This is a genomic window from Halanaerobacter jeridensis (genome assembly GCF_016908315.1).
GTDB classification, from domain to species: Bacteria; Bacillota; Halanaerobiia; order Halobacteroidales; family Halobacteroidaceae; genus Halanaerobacter; species Halanaerobacter jeridensis.
In genome coordinates this window covers 115,886-131,487 of the sequence record NZ_JAFBDQ010000002.1, presented here as the reverse complement: position 1 = coordinate 131,487, position 15,602 = coordinate 115,886, and the positions used below count along the sequence as shown (strand labels likewise).

Below are 15,602 nucleotides of genomic sequence, written 5' to 3'. Positions count from 1 at the left end.
AATTTTTCCTCATAATAGCAGTTTAAACTGCTATTATGATTATTATTTAGAAAATACTAATTTTTCATTAAAGATCAAACTAGCTAAACCATATACTGTAGCTAAATTTTCTAATTCACTAAATTTGATTTCTGATTTATCATATGATACTTCTAACGCTTCTTCTTCCACCATCATCATTATATCACTAAAAATATAATCTTTGATTGCTGTAATACCACCTCCTATAATTACTAGCTCTGGACTTAGACTATTAATTATATTGCTAATTCCAACTCCTATATTCTGGCCTGTTCTATTGAGCACATTAATAACTTCTTCATTTCCTGCTTGCGCCTGATGATAAATTTCTTTCTTAGTTAAATTATTATTTTCAGAAACTTGTTCAACTATATAATTTTCGGAAGCTAAAGACTCCCAACAGCCATTATTACCACAATGACATTTAGGACCACTACGGTCAATAATTATATGACCAAATTCACCAGCATTTCCACTTGCTCCTTTATATAGTTCGTTATTAAAAATAACGCCACATCCTATCCCTTCATTGATAGACACATAAACTAAATTATTACTATCTGGATAAACAAAATCTTTTTCTCCAATTGCTGCTGCATTAGCTTCATTTTCTAAAATGATTGGCAAATTGTATTTATTCTTAAACAATTCACAAATTTTCAAATCAGACCAAGTCAAATTAGGAGCAAACTTCAAAACCCCTTCTTCCTTATCAATCAAGCCTGGAACTGCTATGCCAATACCTAAAATTTCTTGCACATTTAAATCACGTTCAGCAATTATACTATCAATTTCCTTAAATATATTATCAATTACTTCTTCAGAATTACTCTTATTAGTAATTGGAATTATATTTTTCATTACTATTTTTAAATCTAAATTAAATAACACTATTTTTACTTGATTGACCTCAATATCAATACTAAACATATATCCCTTTTCAGGATTTGTTTTTAAATAAACTGGTCTCCTGCCTCCAGTTGAGGTCCCTTTTTTAGTTTCTAATACAAAATCTTGTTTGATTAAAGTTTTAACATGATTAGAGATAGTAGCAGAACTATAATCTGTTTTATCAGCTAAATCTTTTCTCGATATTGGACCTAATTTATGAATTAATTTATAAATATTAGCCAAATTTAAATCTCTAATCAAAAATGAATTTTTTACTTCCACAATTATCACTCCCTATAAAATTATAAACTTAATTTTAGTCTTAATTTAAGGTTTGAATTAAGTAAAGAAATAAAAAGAATCCACGTAGTCTTGTCCCCAGACTGTGGATTCTTATATTAGTTATAAAGGTTATATCCTTAGTATTTAATTGTAATTATTAATTTAAAAAGTTATATGTTAAAAAATTATATAAAACTTATTTTAAACCTTGAATTAAGTTGTTAACTAATAAAATTATATCTAACTTACTTTGATTATAAATAATATATTTACTAATGTCAAGTCTTTTCAAGATTAATTTTTATTTAATTTTCTAATGCAATTTTTCTTTATGTCTTCTACCTCATCTTCTGTGAAATATTCTATAGTTTCTTTTATATTCTTTTCATCAGTAGCACTTTCGAAAAATCTCAACCATTCCAAAAGAAAGAGTCTACTAACAACTCAATTTTAACTGGTCATCATTCAATTGAATTATACTACCTCTTTTAATTAGTTTAGGAGAGACAGCCCCCCCCGTATTTTTGACATAATTAGTCAAATTTAACAGGAGGGGGGCTGTCTCTAAAAAATTAAGATACACTTTCAACTACATTAATATAATATCCTCTTAAAGTTCCATCAACAGCTTTTACTAATAAAAGATCATCCTCAGCTAGATTATCAGTATCATTTTTAGCAGTAATACTATCAAAATCCCAGTTTGCAAATTCACCAGTAATAGTTGAAGAATTAGCTATTTTATAGGAAGAAGCAATAGGAAAATTAATATTTCCCATAAATTCAGCAACTGTTACCTGATCTGTAATTGAAGTTGTATTCCCAGAAATCGGGTTATTTGCTGGAATCATTGAGGTAGAATCTACTGTTATATTATAATGAGTTTCCTTAGATGTTATTTCAGTTGTAATTAAACCAAGTCCATTCATAAAAGCTGCTATATCGCTTTCCTCTAAGCCAACTTCAAAAGTCATACTCCACGGAAAACCAGTATAATTACCTACCGTATCAATAATAACCTTATTAGGAGGTAAAGACCAGCTCAAAAAATCTTCACTAAATACTGTATCTATTGCAGCGAGATTCTCGTAAGTTACTAACCCCCCAATAACTCCAGCTTCATCAAAATCAATTGAGGCAGTTGTCTCACCACTCTCGGTGTTAGTTAGGGTAATAGTCGAAGCTGCAGTACTCATTCCATAAGTTGAAACTGCTTCAGTATAAGAAATCTCTGAGCTTTTATCATAATCTTCATAAAAACTATAGCTAAAAACAGCACTACCTTCTGTAATACTTACATCAACTTCGGAAATCCCCGCCGCAGCTACAGGTCCAAAAACTATTTCCTCTTCTACAGAAGCAGCCGTATAACCGCTTCCATCACCTTCAGTTCTATCATCTTTTGGAGTAATAGTTAAGAAAATATATTTACCAATATCCTCTGGCTGCAGAACATAACTTATATTAGACGAATCGGCTGTAGTAAAACCAAAAGCAGAATCAATAATAGTTCCCAAGTAATCTGACGAATTTGAATGATACCATGCATATTGACTTTCGTCTTCTGGATAACCATAATCACTTGGCACATAGGTATAGCTTCCAGTTATTGTTTCTCCTACTACAGCTGTTCCAGTAATATTTAAATCAACCGCTTCAGGTAGCTCTTTAAAATTATTTATAGGCCCAAATGGATCACTAAACATTTCTGAACCAGTATTACCGGCTGTATCTTGAACAATTATACCTACTTTAAGATACTGATCAATATCAGCTTCAGTTAAAGTGTAAGCTCCTTCAACTATATTGTCCCCTGTCATTTCTGTATAACTACCATCAACCAAATCCGATTTGTACCATTTAATGATTGGACTTGTTTCCGCTTCTGGATGACCAGCATCACTACTGTTGTAAATATAGCCTGCAGTTAAAGTTTGACGCTCTTTTGCTGTTCCATTAATTATCACAGCAGTAGCATATGGATCTTCAACTGTTACTTCTATTGTATTAGTAAAATCGACACTTGCACTTCCTAATCCATCTCGGCTAAAGTTTAAAGTATAATTTCCTTCGGGTACTCTTACATCATAACCTAAAATAGGACTATAGGACCAAGTCGGATAAACAGTATAATAATCTGGATGTCCTAGTATATTTTCATATTCCATATTTTCAATTAGATATTCTTCCCCATTTTTATAGAGAGTAAACTCTGATTTGCTTAAATCCAGCAGAGCTTCTCCAGTCGACCGATCAGTTACTTTGACCATAAAATGATATTCAAAAACATCAATAACACTTAGCTCTAATCCTGTTGGGTCTTCTGTATCTCCATTATCACCTAAGTCAGGCTCATCTGCAGTTTCATCCGGATTCTGATTAACCTGGTCTGCTGCATTTCCATTTACACTGCCAACACCATCTACTGCATTATCTCCTATTATATCTGCCTGCTGGTTAGCTTCTACATTATTTGCACTACTCCCTCTTGACATTCCTACTCTTGTATTAAGAGCATCTATCCTTACATTGTTAACAGCACTACCAAAAAAATTAACAGAAGCATTCTGAGCTGTGGAATTAACATTTACATTATTAGCACTGCTGTCAATCATATTGAAACTTTCAGAACCAACTGAGTTGATCTCTACATCATTTAAAGTAGATCTAGAAATATTAAGATCTCCCTGACTAACATCAACTGTTAAGGTTCCTGTTATTTCGAGTTTTTTAACAGTAACAATAATACTTGTTTCACCATCACCTATGCTTAGATTGCCATCAAGACTATTATTCTGACCATAAATAGTCAAATCTCTAACATTTTGATCAAATTCAAAAGAACTGATCATTTGTGCTGTAATAGTAATCTCATCTGCTGCAGGATTTTTTAATGCTTGCTCAAATTCTTCTTCAGTATTTACTTCAGCATTAAAATCAATTGCTGAAAATACTACTTTAGCTGCTTTGCTCTGGCTTATCTCTCCTACAGTATATTCTCCTTCATCTACAGTTGTTGGATAACTGACCAATTCAATAGTATTCTGATTTTTAGAAACCGTTACTGTAGCCTCCAGTTTAGCATCAGCAGCTGAATAATCTGCTGCAGCAAATGTGTAAGTTCCTTCATCGCCTAAGGCTACTGTAAAATCTTCAGCATGATCAGCCGAATATACTCCTTCTAATGTTACTGTTGTCTTCTCTACATTACTACTCTTATTTCCACCACTACTACATGCAGTTAAAGTAAAAAGCACTGTCAAAGCTAAAATTAAAATTCCTAAAATCTTAAATTTATTATTATTCATTATTTTACCTGCTTATAAAAACCTATGCAAAACTATACATAGACCACAATTATAGAGGATTAGATCGTGTTAGGTATAATCGCTTGATTATAATCTTCCTTACTGCCCTTAATATTTACAATCTCAAAGTACTAGAAAGATACAGTTATTACCCGTCTCTAAATTTTACATTCTAGGCAAAGTCCTTTCTCTACGTGGTGTTTTGCCCTATATAAGCTATTTGAAAATTGATTCTTTTTATCAGGTTATAATTATTAAGCGATTTCCAACAACCTTTTCCTGTATCTGGAATATACATAGTCTTTGCTATAAGCAGGATTTTCACCACCTTCTTTTTTAATATTTGGATTAATTTTTTATAGTTTTTAAAATGTTTCATTCTATCACCTCCTAAACATAAGGTCCCCTATATTTAGGCAACAAATTAAAAGGTTTTTACCTTGATTTGAATACTTTTACATTATTATTTTGCAAATGTTTAACCCTCCTTTCGTCAAAATTAAGCCTGCTTTAAAATATACTTATATTATACTATTTAATTCTCTATTCCATTTCTTATAAATCTCGTTTTTTTCTCGTTTATCTCATTTTAGACTCTTTTCGCTAAAAAAATAAAAACTCCACTATATAGTGGAGTAAGAATCAAACTAGATATCAAAATTATCATCTTCTGTATGATTTTTGCTAAAAATCTCTTTCCATTCTAACTGCTGATTTTCTCCTACCTCAGTTTAAAATCCGATGCGAAATTTTACGCTTTTCTAATTTATAGATTCAATATATTTAATTGCCTGCTCTTTTTTATCTAGCTGTAACATAAGCCACAAAGTTAGAAGTCCACTCAAATAAATTAATTATTACCTTAGAATTTATATGCAATTAACTATAAAATGACTGACTCTTCAATTGGGCTATTCTGATCTCCAATTTTTTCTATCTTATCCTGGCACTTTTTACACAAAAAATAGAATCTAATATTATCCTCTGTAATATCTATTTTTTTCTTTAGCCTATATCTTAATTGTAAGTATTCTTTTTCCTTTAATTCACACTCAAAAACACTATACTGAATCCAAGTTCCAAAATCTTTTAAAGTCTTATGTATTTTAGTTCTTCTTTTATCATCAGAAATATCATATGAAATTAATACAAACATTTATTTCACCACCAAAGGAGGATACTCTGAAATTTCTTCATTAATAAATTTACTAATTAATCGAGCCTGTAATTCAATACATCGCCGCCAATTAATTTCATATTCAAATATAGGATGAGTAAATTTAGTTCTTAATCTTTTTTCATACTGTTCTAAAAAATCATTTCTTAAATTGTCTTTCATTTTAACTGTACCGCATACTTCCTTAAAATCATTCTGGCTTACTATTTTCTTATTAATCATAGTTTTAACAACTGAATCAATAATTACAGGTCTGAATTCTTCCATCAAATCTAAGGCTAAAGACGGTTTACCATATTGATTAGAGTGAAAAAATCCTATATATGGATCAAACCCAACTAAATATAATCCAGTTAATACATCATTTAAAAGCAAAGAATATCCAAAGCTCAATAAACAATTAACTGGATCTCGAGGTGGTCTCCTGTTACGACCACTAAATTCAAATTCATTATTTAATACACTATCAAACTGACTAAAATAATGTCTAGACCCTAATCCCTCAAAACCTCGCAGTTTTTCTATATCATTAACTTCACTTAATTTATCAATAATATTTTTTAGTTTATCACAAGCTTTCTTAGCCTCTTTTGATCTATTACCTCGTGTATCCCTCATTAATAAAGTTCTCATATTACTTAATTTCCCTTTGACAATTTGCCTAGCAAATTCTAATTTAGACTTTTCATTTCTAGAATTTTCAAACTGTTTTATACGCAACAAAGAGTTTTTAGAATATTCAGGAACTAACCTTCCTTTATACTTGCCATAATACGATAAATAAGTAATTGGCACTTCTGCTTTAGATAATAAGCTAATTAATGACCCAGAGATAGATGCTTCTCCAAAAACTACTACCTGGTCTACTTTAATCAGGGGAATATCAGCTATTTTTTCTTTCCCTTTTTTTACAATCAATCTTTCTCCTTTCTTTCGCAAAGCAGTATCCTCTTGAGTAATATATATCGTCGGCATATTTTCACTCTCCCTTACATATCTTTATTTAGTTTAGATATTTCTTGTGGCAAACAAATATCTTGCAAACTACAACCTTTACAACGAGAAGTATATTCTTTGGGAGGAATTAAATTATTCTTCATTATATTTAATACTTTCTTTGCTGTCCAAATAGTTTCATCTCTTAACTCTTGATCAAAATAAACTTCTTCCCGACTTCTGCTATTAAAGTACCATAAATACCCTTTTTCTATTTCTAATTCTAATTGTTCTTCTAAGCAAATCGCTTGAGCACACAGTTGTAGATGGTCATTAGTCCATTGACCCGCCTTACCCTTTTTATATTCAACAGGATATATTTCATCTTCTTTTTCTTCTACAATATCTACCTTCCCTACTAACTGATAACGATCTGATTTAATATAAACTTGAGTAGTCTGAATCCTATTCCCATCATATCTTTTTTCACCTGAATGTGCACGCTCATGATTCAAAATTCCTTTTATCGTATGATCATTATCTTTCCATTGACCACAAACAAATTCTAAATATACTCGATGCGGACAATAATTATAAGCATTCAAAGCTGATAAAGGGGCATAAACTCTTTGCTGCATATTATCACTTTCCTTAAAAATAATATAACATAACCTCGTGACAAGTGTTTGTCAATAAAAATACAAAAAACTCAAAGATTCTCCCATATGGGAGAATCTTTGAAATATAAATAATAATTTTATATTCCTTAAGCGGAATTATAAGTATTTAAACTATGAAAAATGATTTTGAAGATGATGATGGCAACGGTTTCAATTCCTTAAGCGGAATTATAAGTATTTAAACTCATGTTGATAAATATTCCGCCAAATTCAGAAATTGTTTCAATTCCTTAAGCGGAATTATAAGTATTTAAACAGTCTATGAATTAAGATTATTAGGTTATAAATCTTTGTTTCAATTCCTTAAGCGGAATTATAAGTATTTAAACGTGATGATTATAAAGAATGTCCTTATAAAGTACTTTGTTTCAATTCCTTAAGCGGAATTATAAGTATTTAAACTGTACCCATTCTGATCCCTTGCCTAGACTGACTTAAAATAAACATTTCCGAACACCTATCAATTTTGATCTTATCACCTCCAAATCCATTTCCAAAACCAAAATCATTAAATTGATTTATCTCTATTATACTCCATCATTCTCTGTTATACTTCTCTTCCGAGCAACCCTAGGGGTTTTAAGGCATACAACGACTCTCGGAAATAATATTTTCATTTTTAACCTATAATATTATTTCAATATTTATACTCTTTTTCCTGTATTAAATCTAAATTATTTATTAAGTCTAGCTACTTGTCCTAAGCCCATAGTAGTTTTATATCCTACTCCACTATAAAAAGCAAAATCAGCTAATAAATTTATATCCTTAATTTTATCTTCACTCAAATTAGCATCTAATTCATATTCACAATCCCCTCTAAATCCTTTAATTGGACAATCACTAAATTGTTCCATAGCAGATTCTAATTCATATCGTGATACATAGATATGATTAAAATCCTCTCTCTCTACAATTAATTCTTCTGAGCTAAATTCTTCCCACTTACTATATAAACTATTAAACAAATAATTAGGTATAGGAAAAACAATATGTTTATCTCCATCTCTAAAAGTAGTTGTTGAATGAATTTTAAACTTGATTTTCTGTCGCGCTTGACTATTTTCTCTTAGTTTTTTAGTAGTAATAGAATTACATTTCTTATCTTCATTAGAATTAGTTAAAACTTCGATTATCTCAATTTGACTTCCCCTTAATTTTAGTCTATCTTGATAATATAAAAAATATTCCATAAATAATTTATACCAATTATCTTCTAAAAAAGTTATTCGAAAAAAATGTTTATCTCCTTTTTTTAAATATCTTTTTCCATGTTTCCAGCTCGGATAAGGAATGATTGGAGAGATAGTAAATGGTTTACTATCATATCCATCATGCAAAACTTCTACCTCTTCTTCATCTCTTTCTTTAATCATATGAAATAGCATACCATGCAAACTTTCACTAGGATGATACTTAAAATAAATATCTTTTCTTGGTCTAAAACGAACTATTACACTATAAAACATTATCTGCCCCCTTTTTAAATAATAACTGGTGATTCATCTTCTTGATTTTTCGCAGCATAAATTGCTCTTTCCATTTCGGGATAAACTAAAAAAGCAGCTGTTCCTAAAATCATTCTATATTCTTGACTAGTATAGTTAGGAAATACTACTTCTAATTTCACTGGATAAACAGCACTATTTTTTACTGAACTATAAAGTTTAGAATTTAAATTATTACTAACAATAAACATTGAAATGAACTCTTCTTTAAAAAATTCAATAATTTCTGGATCTAATGAAGTATTACTTACTAATTCAAGCCCTGGTAATGCAACTGGGCGATTACAAAATTTACTTTCAAAGAATTCTTGGTATCTTATTTCTTCTACTTGATTAAATAAGCCTGGATAAGGTACTTTAAGTCTATAAGACAAATCTATTTTTTCCTCTCTAAAATCTTCGACCTCGATATAAAAATCTCCCTCTTTTTTAGTAAATACTTGTTCTTTAAACTTTTTAGCTGATGAATATAGCGTATACTTATAATTTCTAATTATATGTAATAAATTATAAGTAACTACTTGATCAGTAGCAAAAATATCCCGTGGGTCATAAATTACTGCTTGCGGACCAGTGAATGAATCACGAAAATTAAACAAACTTTTTTTAGTAGCATACTCTTGCTTAACAAATTGCTTTACTTTTTCTGTGATACCTGGATTTTGGGTATATTCTTTAATTACTTCTTCAGAATAAGTTCTGTTTTCAAACCAATAGCAAAAATCTTGATAATCATTTAAGCTTAATTCTTCTCCCTGCTCTGCTACTTGTTGCTGATGGCGAAATTTGCTAGTAATTCCTAATAGTTGACGAAAACTCTTATTCCCATTAAATACTTCTCTTAAACTTTCAAATAATTTTTCTATATACTCTTTAATATGATCAGGCATAGTACAGTACATCTTATATAAAGGATAAAAAGATTCCAATAGAGCATAAGATTTTATATACTGCACAAACTCCTTTTTTTGCGGTGGTGCATTCAATTCTACTAATAAATCAGCAAATTCTTTTCTTTGATACTCCCTATTTTCTAGTTCATCCACTAATAAATTATAACTATTACCATCAATTAATATTAAAATTTTACTTGCCCAATCTTTTATTTCTTTACCTAATACTCGCCCTGCTCTCCCTAATCGTTGTAACAATTCATCAACTGAATTAGCCTCTAATATCACAAAATCTATATTCTGACGCTGCTTATTATCCTTAGCAAAATTATAACCAATATCAACTGTAGGAGTAGCTAAAATCAAATCTTTTTTGCTTGCTATTTCTCTAGCTTGTCTGCTCTGAGGGCCAGTAATTCTTTCTTTGTTTTCATAGTCTAAATCAGAAAATAATTTGTTAATTCTCGCTAAAGAATTAGAAATCACTACTCCTTCTAATCCTTTTTCTAAATAATTCAAAGTCTTTTTCTCTACTAATTCCTGTTCTTCAATTAAATTACCAGCAATCATTTCCACCTTAGCTGTAGTTAAAGTTTGAATTTTCTCTTCACTTTCCTCTTCTAAATCAATTATTTTTTGATTCAAATTTAATCTATCTAAATAATCAATCACATATTGAGCTGGGGTAGCAGATAACAAACAGATTTTTCTATTTTGCTCAAAATAGCCGAACTCCTGTGAAAGAGCAAAAAAGAAAAGGAAATTAGCAAATTGTTTAGAGTTATAATAGTGAAACTCATCAATCACAATATAAGAAAACAAAGTAGCAAAATCTTGACATAAATTTCTTTGATCAATATGATGATATTGAAAATAAAGAGCATAATAGAAAATATCTGGATTTGTTACAAACACAAAAGGATAATCTTTATTATTAAATTCTAAATCTAATTCTTCTGCAAACTCTAAAGGATTTTTTAATAACCGATGTAACTTATCGCCATTCCTTTTCGCCTGCGAAGTCAACTTTTTTAATCTACTAGCATCAATATTAATCACATTATATTTTAAATCATTTTCACTAATAAAATCTTTTATATCTTGAGTATGTTGATAAATCAATTCATTAGTAGGAGCAATAAACAAAACATTATCCATCTTAGACTCCAAATCAAATAAATATAATAAAGAAGCTAATGTCTTTCCGGTCCCTGTATTATGCAAATTAATTACTATTTGATTATCTTGTAGCGCTTGATAAGTTTTTAGTTGATGCTTTAAAGGAGTATATTTTAAATCAAAAGGATTATTTTGGGCTACAACTTCATAATCTTCTTTTAAATTTAACTCAATCATATTTTACACCTCATAATTCATATTTAGGGGTAGATAATCTTGATTATCAGAAATATACAACATTGGCCCACTAAGAATACTATTCTTAATTAATGGAGTGGGACGAATATTAATTGTATCATAACTATGAAGTTCAGTTTCTTCATCTAAATCCAATGGGCTTAAAACTCTATTAATCTTTTTTTCTTCTACTTCTTTAATCTGATAATCTACTTCTGTTATCTCTAATCTAGCTTTACTCATAAATTTACCTAACCTCATATAACGAGGTAAACTTATAGTTTCTTTACTTAACAAATAAAAACTAAACTTATTACCTACCGCTAACATTTTAGCTCTACCCTGTTGAGGAAAATTCGAGGCATAAGTTCTACCCTTATTTCTATCTGTTTCTACTGCATTACTTTTAAATTGATACCAATAGCTATCACTTAAAGTATTAAAAGTTTGAATCACAAATTCAACGTCTCCCATTACAGTAGCTGGAGTTATATAAATCCCTTTTTCATTTAGCTCAGTAAAATGTTCTTGATATAAGGGCTTTTTAGTAGGAGTATAAGGGCTTTGACAAAGACCTAAAGCATAGGCTAAAGCAAAATGACCAATTACCGCTTCTGTTTCATAGTAATTGTATATCTCTCGACTAGCAAAAAAAGTGTTCTCTAATAATTCAAATTCAATATAATATAATTTATCTTCTGCTACCATATTTAAGTCACCTCCACGCTCTTAATGCATTTTAAATATTTTTTTGCTTAAGTGGGCCAACTACAAAGAGCAAAGTTGACCCACTTAAATTTAATATTTTTCTGTAGCAGTCTCTAACAAATCTTTAACTTGCTCAGAAGACTGATAAATATTCTGAGTTTCTGCTAATAACTCAGTTAATTCATCATCAGACATCATCTGCACTCTCCCAAATACATCAGAAGTTAATTCCTTCATTTTTTCTTTAGCTAATTCTTTTATTTCTGCAGTTGCCAAAGGAAATTCTGTACTATCTATTTCTTGACTCATCTCTTGAGTTAATTCTAAATTACTAGCCAATTCACAATCACTAAAATAAATACCTAATAAGTAATTTTTCATCTTTCCAATTTTAGAAGAAATAGCCCCATAACGAAAACTTCTTAAAATATTACCTAAAACATAGATAAACTCTTCTTTGGTCACATCCTTAAGCGTTTGGACGTCAATAAAATGAGTTTCAGGTTTTATATATTCAACTTCTCCTAAACTAGCTGAAGCTTCTCCTGTTTCAGGATCCCGCATTGTCCCATCATCATATAAAGCATTAAATGTCCTTTTATCTGTAATCTTTTTAGCGGCTAATAAAGAGTAAGCATCATTAGTGATTACTCTTGCTTTTTGAGCTCCCCCGCCACCAGCAGCAAAACCATATAACATGCAGTCAATACACTCACCACAAGGAGTATTTCTATTCAAAGCACAAATTCCCTTATCTCCTTCAAATAGCTGGTCATGCTTACGCAGTAGTTCTCTACCTGTTCTTCTTTCAACTGCTACTTGTTTACGTTTAGTCATAACTACTCTCTGCGTTGTTTCTTCACTATCTCCAATACGGATAAATTCTTTTGTTAATCCACCTTCATTTTCTGTTCTAAAAATAGTTTCTGACTCTGTCTTTCTCAACAATAAAATATTAACATAATTACTCTGCGGAAAATTTTGATATTCATCGACTAAAAAGTCATCATATTGCTCTAATAAATCCATTCTTTTCTCCTCCCTTTTCTCTTTAAATATTAAAATTAATTATTTTTAGTTGCCTTGCGATAATAAAATAGATAAGCAGATTTAATAATCTTTTGATCAGAAATTAGCTGATTAACCTTATTTTCATAAACTTCATCTAATAATTCTTCTGCAAATACATCAACAAAGTTTTCAATCTTTTGGTATTTAGTATCCCCTGGCTTTCTATCATCAGGAGAAACTCTACTAATGTGATCAAATATTTGCTGCACAGCAGTAGCAAATACAGTTTCTAAATCCAAGTATTCACTCCGTCGTTCTAATAGATCAAAGATAATATCAAGTGGTTTAAGTAAAGAATTCCTCTTGTAAGTACTCCCCTTAATATAAGACTCGCCAGCTAACTTACCTAATTTTTCTATCACTTCTGCTGATTGCATATAGTTCCCTCCTCGCTTAATAATATTTTCTAATCTAGTTAATACATCTCTTGAAATACTAAGTTCTTCTCTTGCATTATCTGCTTTTTTAATAATCAATCTATCTAAAACAAAGAATAATTCTCGTAAATCATCATTAGCAGTTCGTAGCAATTGAGCATAAACTTTTGAACGGTCAGTTCCCTCATCTACTCTGCTAGAAATAGCATAAAAATCTTTTACATTAGCCCATAATTTTTCTACTTCTTGGCTAGTTAAATTCTGCCCCCCAACGATTCCGGCTAAACTAAAAGGCAAGTTATCTAAATATAAAGCATCAAATTCATTTGCAGCCAGTGGTGGCACCGGAGATTCAGAAAGTACAGCCCGGAAATTAAAGTATCTCATCCAAATTAGGATTTGCTGTAAAGCAAAAATAAACCTCTCGGTATTATTATCTCTAGGACAATTTAACGGTAAAGTAATAATATTACCTACTACTTTTGAATGTTGCGGCAAAGGATTACCATTTGATTTAGTTTGACTAAATTTTAAATCTAATTCCCAATCTACTTTCTTATTTAACTGGTCAATAATAATTTGATCATTTTTAAGCATAATTGCTCTATTATCTTGCTCTCGTAATTTATTCAATGTATGTCTAAATGAATTAAGAAAAAGATCAGAATAATAACCTTGAGGATAAAAATGAAGATAAAAAGTATCTGTCTGAGAATAAGCTGTGAAATTTAATTTTTCTAATATGAATTGTTTATTACAAATTTTACAGATGTTCCTCTTCGGTTCACCACTTCCCCCAACTAAACGATTAGAAAAAAACTGTACTTTAATATTATTGGGGACGTCAGCCGACATCCAGTCATCAACATCATAATCTAAACCACAAGTTGAACATTGCTGCTGCGGTTTATCTAAATAATACTCAAAATTCTGCTTAAACTCTTCTCGAGAAGAAAAATTCTGACCGTCAATACTCAAAACCCGATAAATATATCGCTTGAATAGTGATTCTTTATCTTCATCATGCAGTTCAGTTACCAATTTACTGCCAGCCTCTTTAATTAACTGATATAGTTTTTCATAAGTTAAATCTTTTTCTAATATTAAATATCGCGCCAAGACATAAGGACGATAATAAACGGCATCTAATCCATTCAATAATTCAAAAGAAGATTCTGTCTGTTCTTCAACATCTAATAAACTATAAATTCTAGACCATGCTTGAGAAGAATTCAATTTAAATTGATCCAATCTTAAAAAGTTATAATAAGCTCTAATCAATTCTGCAGTATAGAGTTCTTCTTCATTAAATTCTTTATCAGTTAAAGGAGTGAAAAAATCTTTATATTCATCAGTTGTCTTTTCATCTAAATCTTCAGTATTCTTAACTACCTTATCCCAAGTTTTAGTATGCTGATTATCTTTGCTACTATAATCTCTGCTGTGAATTCGATTATCAACTATTTCTAATATTTTAGGAAAAGGAACTTCTAATTCTAAGCATTTTGTATCAACTTTAATTCCAGTCCGAGTAGAATTAATAAAATCAGCAAACTTACCCCTGACCAACTGATTTACTTCTGTTTCTACTCTATCTGCTAGTTTCTCAAATTCTTCTTTATCAAATTGAACTGGATGAGCAGTTAAATAATAAATACCTTCTGGATAAATAAAAAGAGGGTGATAATCATATTCTTGCTGCAAATATTGGCTAACAGCATTATGAATTATATTAGTTAATATCCCTCTATGTTCTGAAATTCTATGATTAACCAGTTGATACTGATTATCAGTGATTAAATTGATTTGAGATAAGAACTTGTCTTTTTGGTATTCTTCACTAAATTCTTTTGATAAATCAGCTACATCAACCCCTCTAATCAGCTCTAATAATTCTTCTACTCGAGACTTTTCTAATTTGAATTCTTGTTTATTACCTGCTATCATACCTTCCATAGTATGATATTTCTGCGAATGATTTCTCACTAGAAACCCAATCTCTTTAATATACTTTTCTGCATCTGGAAAAATATCTAAGAAGTTTACTCTTGCTAACTCATCTAAAATATCTTGGTCACTAGCTTTTTTGATAGGCAGATTTTTTTGAGAAAACTTTTCTGTTTTGTTCATATCATGTACAGTATAAGCTGCCAAGCAAATCTTTTCTTCTAATGGAGTTAAATCACAAATATCTTTGAGTTCTTCGATTAGCATATCACCAGCTAAAACATGCTCCCCTAGACTAGTTCCTTCTCTAATCCCTGTTTGTTGAATTTTATAATAGGGCGTCAAACCATCAAAAGCTATTTCTTTTAAAAACTTGTCCCAAAAGCTATTTTCATTACTTGCAGCTAATTGAAAAATTTCTGGTTGCTCCGCCATTTAATCACCTCC

At 30.2% G+C, this 15,602-nt stretch carries 11 protein-coding genes and 1 CRISPR repeat array; all 11 genes read right to left on the bottom strand.

Annotated elements, in window-relative coordinates; all coding sequences use genetic code 11:
- Window positions 1-42: 42 nt before the first annotated feature.
- Window positions 43-1,194: an ROK family protein gene (locus JOC47_RS02410; protein ID WP_204700378.1), complete on the bottom strand. Its 1,152-nt coding sequence runs from the start codon at window positions 1,192-1,194 to the stop codon at window positions 43-45.
- Between the two features lie 572 nt (window positions 1,195-1,766).
- The gene (locus JOC47_RS02405) at window positions 1,767-4,502 is read right to left on the bottom strand and encodes a hypothetical protein (RefSeq protein ID WP_204700377.1); all 2,736 of its coding nucleotides are present in this window, start codon (window positions 4,500-4,502) and stop codon (window positions 1,767-1,769) included.
- Window positions 4,503-4,692: 190 nt separating this feature from the next.
- The gene (locus JOC47_RS02400) at window positions 4,693-4,881 is read right to left on the bottom strand and encodes a hypothetical protein (RefSeq protein WP_204700376.1); all 189 of its coding nucleotides are present in this window, start codon (window positions 4,879-4,881) and stop codon (window positions 4,693-4,695) included.
- A 504-nt stretch (window positions 4,882-5,385) separates the two neighbouring features.
- Entirely contained in the window at window positions 5,386-5,658 is a 273-nt protein-coding gene (gene cas2, locus JOC47_RS02395; RefSeq protein ID WP_204700375.1) for a CRISPR-associated endonuclease Cas2, read from the bottom strand.
- Window positions 5,659-6,654, bottom strand: a complete 996-nt coding sequence (gene cas1d, locus JOC47_RS02390; protein WP_204700374.1) for a type I-D CRISPR-associated endonuclease Cas1d — start codon at window positions 6,652-6,654, stop codon at window positions 5,659-5,661.
- Window positions 6,655-6,668: 14 nt separating this feature from the next.
- The gene (gene cas4, locus JOC47_RS02385) at window positions 6,669-7,253 is read right to left on the bottom strand and encodes a CRISPR-associated protein Cas4 (protein WP_204700373.1); all 585 of its coding nucleotides are present in this window, start codon (window positions 7,251-7,253) and stop codon (window positions 6,669-6,671) included.
- A 117-nt stretch (window positions 7,254-7,370) separates the two neighbouring features.
- Window positions 7,371-7,697: direct repeats of the CRISPR family, unit length 37 nt; unit sequence GTTTCAATTCCTTAAGCGGAATTATAAGTATTTAAAC.
- 272 nt (window positions 7,698-7,969) lie between these two features.
- Complete coding sequence (cas6, locus tag JOC47_RS02380; RefSeq protein ID WP_204700372.1) at window positions 7,970-8,764, bottom strand: CRISPR-associated endoribonuclease Cas6; 795 nt, start codon at window positions 8,762-8,764, stop codon at window positions 7,970-7,972.
- 14 nt (window positions 8,765-8,778) lie between these two features.
- Entirely contained in the window at window positions 8,779-11,052 is a 2,274-nt protein-coding gene (cas3, locus tag JOC47_RS02375; RefSeq protein ID WP_204700371.1) for a type I-D CRISPR-associated helicase Cas3', read from the bottom strand.
- Between the two features lie 3 nt (window positions 11,053-11,055).
- The gene (cas5d, locus tag JOC47_RS02370; RefSeq protein ID WP_204700370.1) at window positions 11,056-11,760 is read right to left on the bottom strand and encodes a type I-D CRISPR-associated protein Cas5/Csc1; all 705 of its coding nucleotides are present in this window, start codon (window positions 11,758-11,760) and stop codon (window positions 11,056-11,058) included.
- Window positions 11,761-11,850: 90 nt separating this feature from the next.
- Window positions 11,851-12,789: a type I-D CRISPR-associated protein Cas7/Csc2 gene (cas7d, locus tag JOC47_RS02365; protein ID WP_204700369.1), complete on the bottom strand. Its 939-nt coding sequence runs from the start codon at window positions 12,787-12,789 to the stop codon at window positions 11,851-11,853.
- Between the two features lie 35 nt (window positions 12,790-12,824).
- Window positions 12,825-15,590: a type I-D CRISPR-associated protein Cas10d/Csc3 gene (gene cas10d / locus JOC47_RS02360; RefSeq protein WP_204700368.1), complete on the bottom strand. Its 2,766-nt coding sequence runs from the start codon at window positions 15,588-15,590 to the stop codon at window positions 12,825-12,827.
- Window positions 15,591-15,602 lie beyond the last annotated feature (12 nt).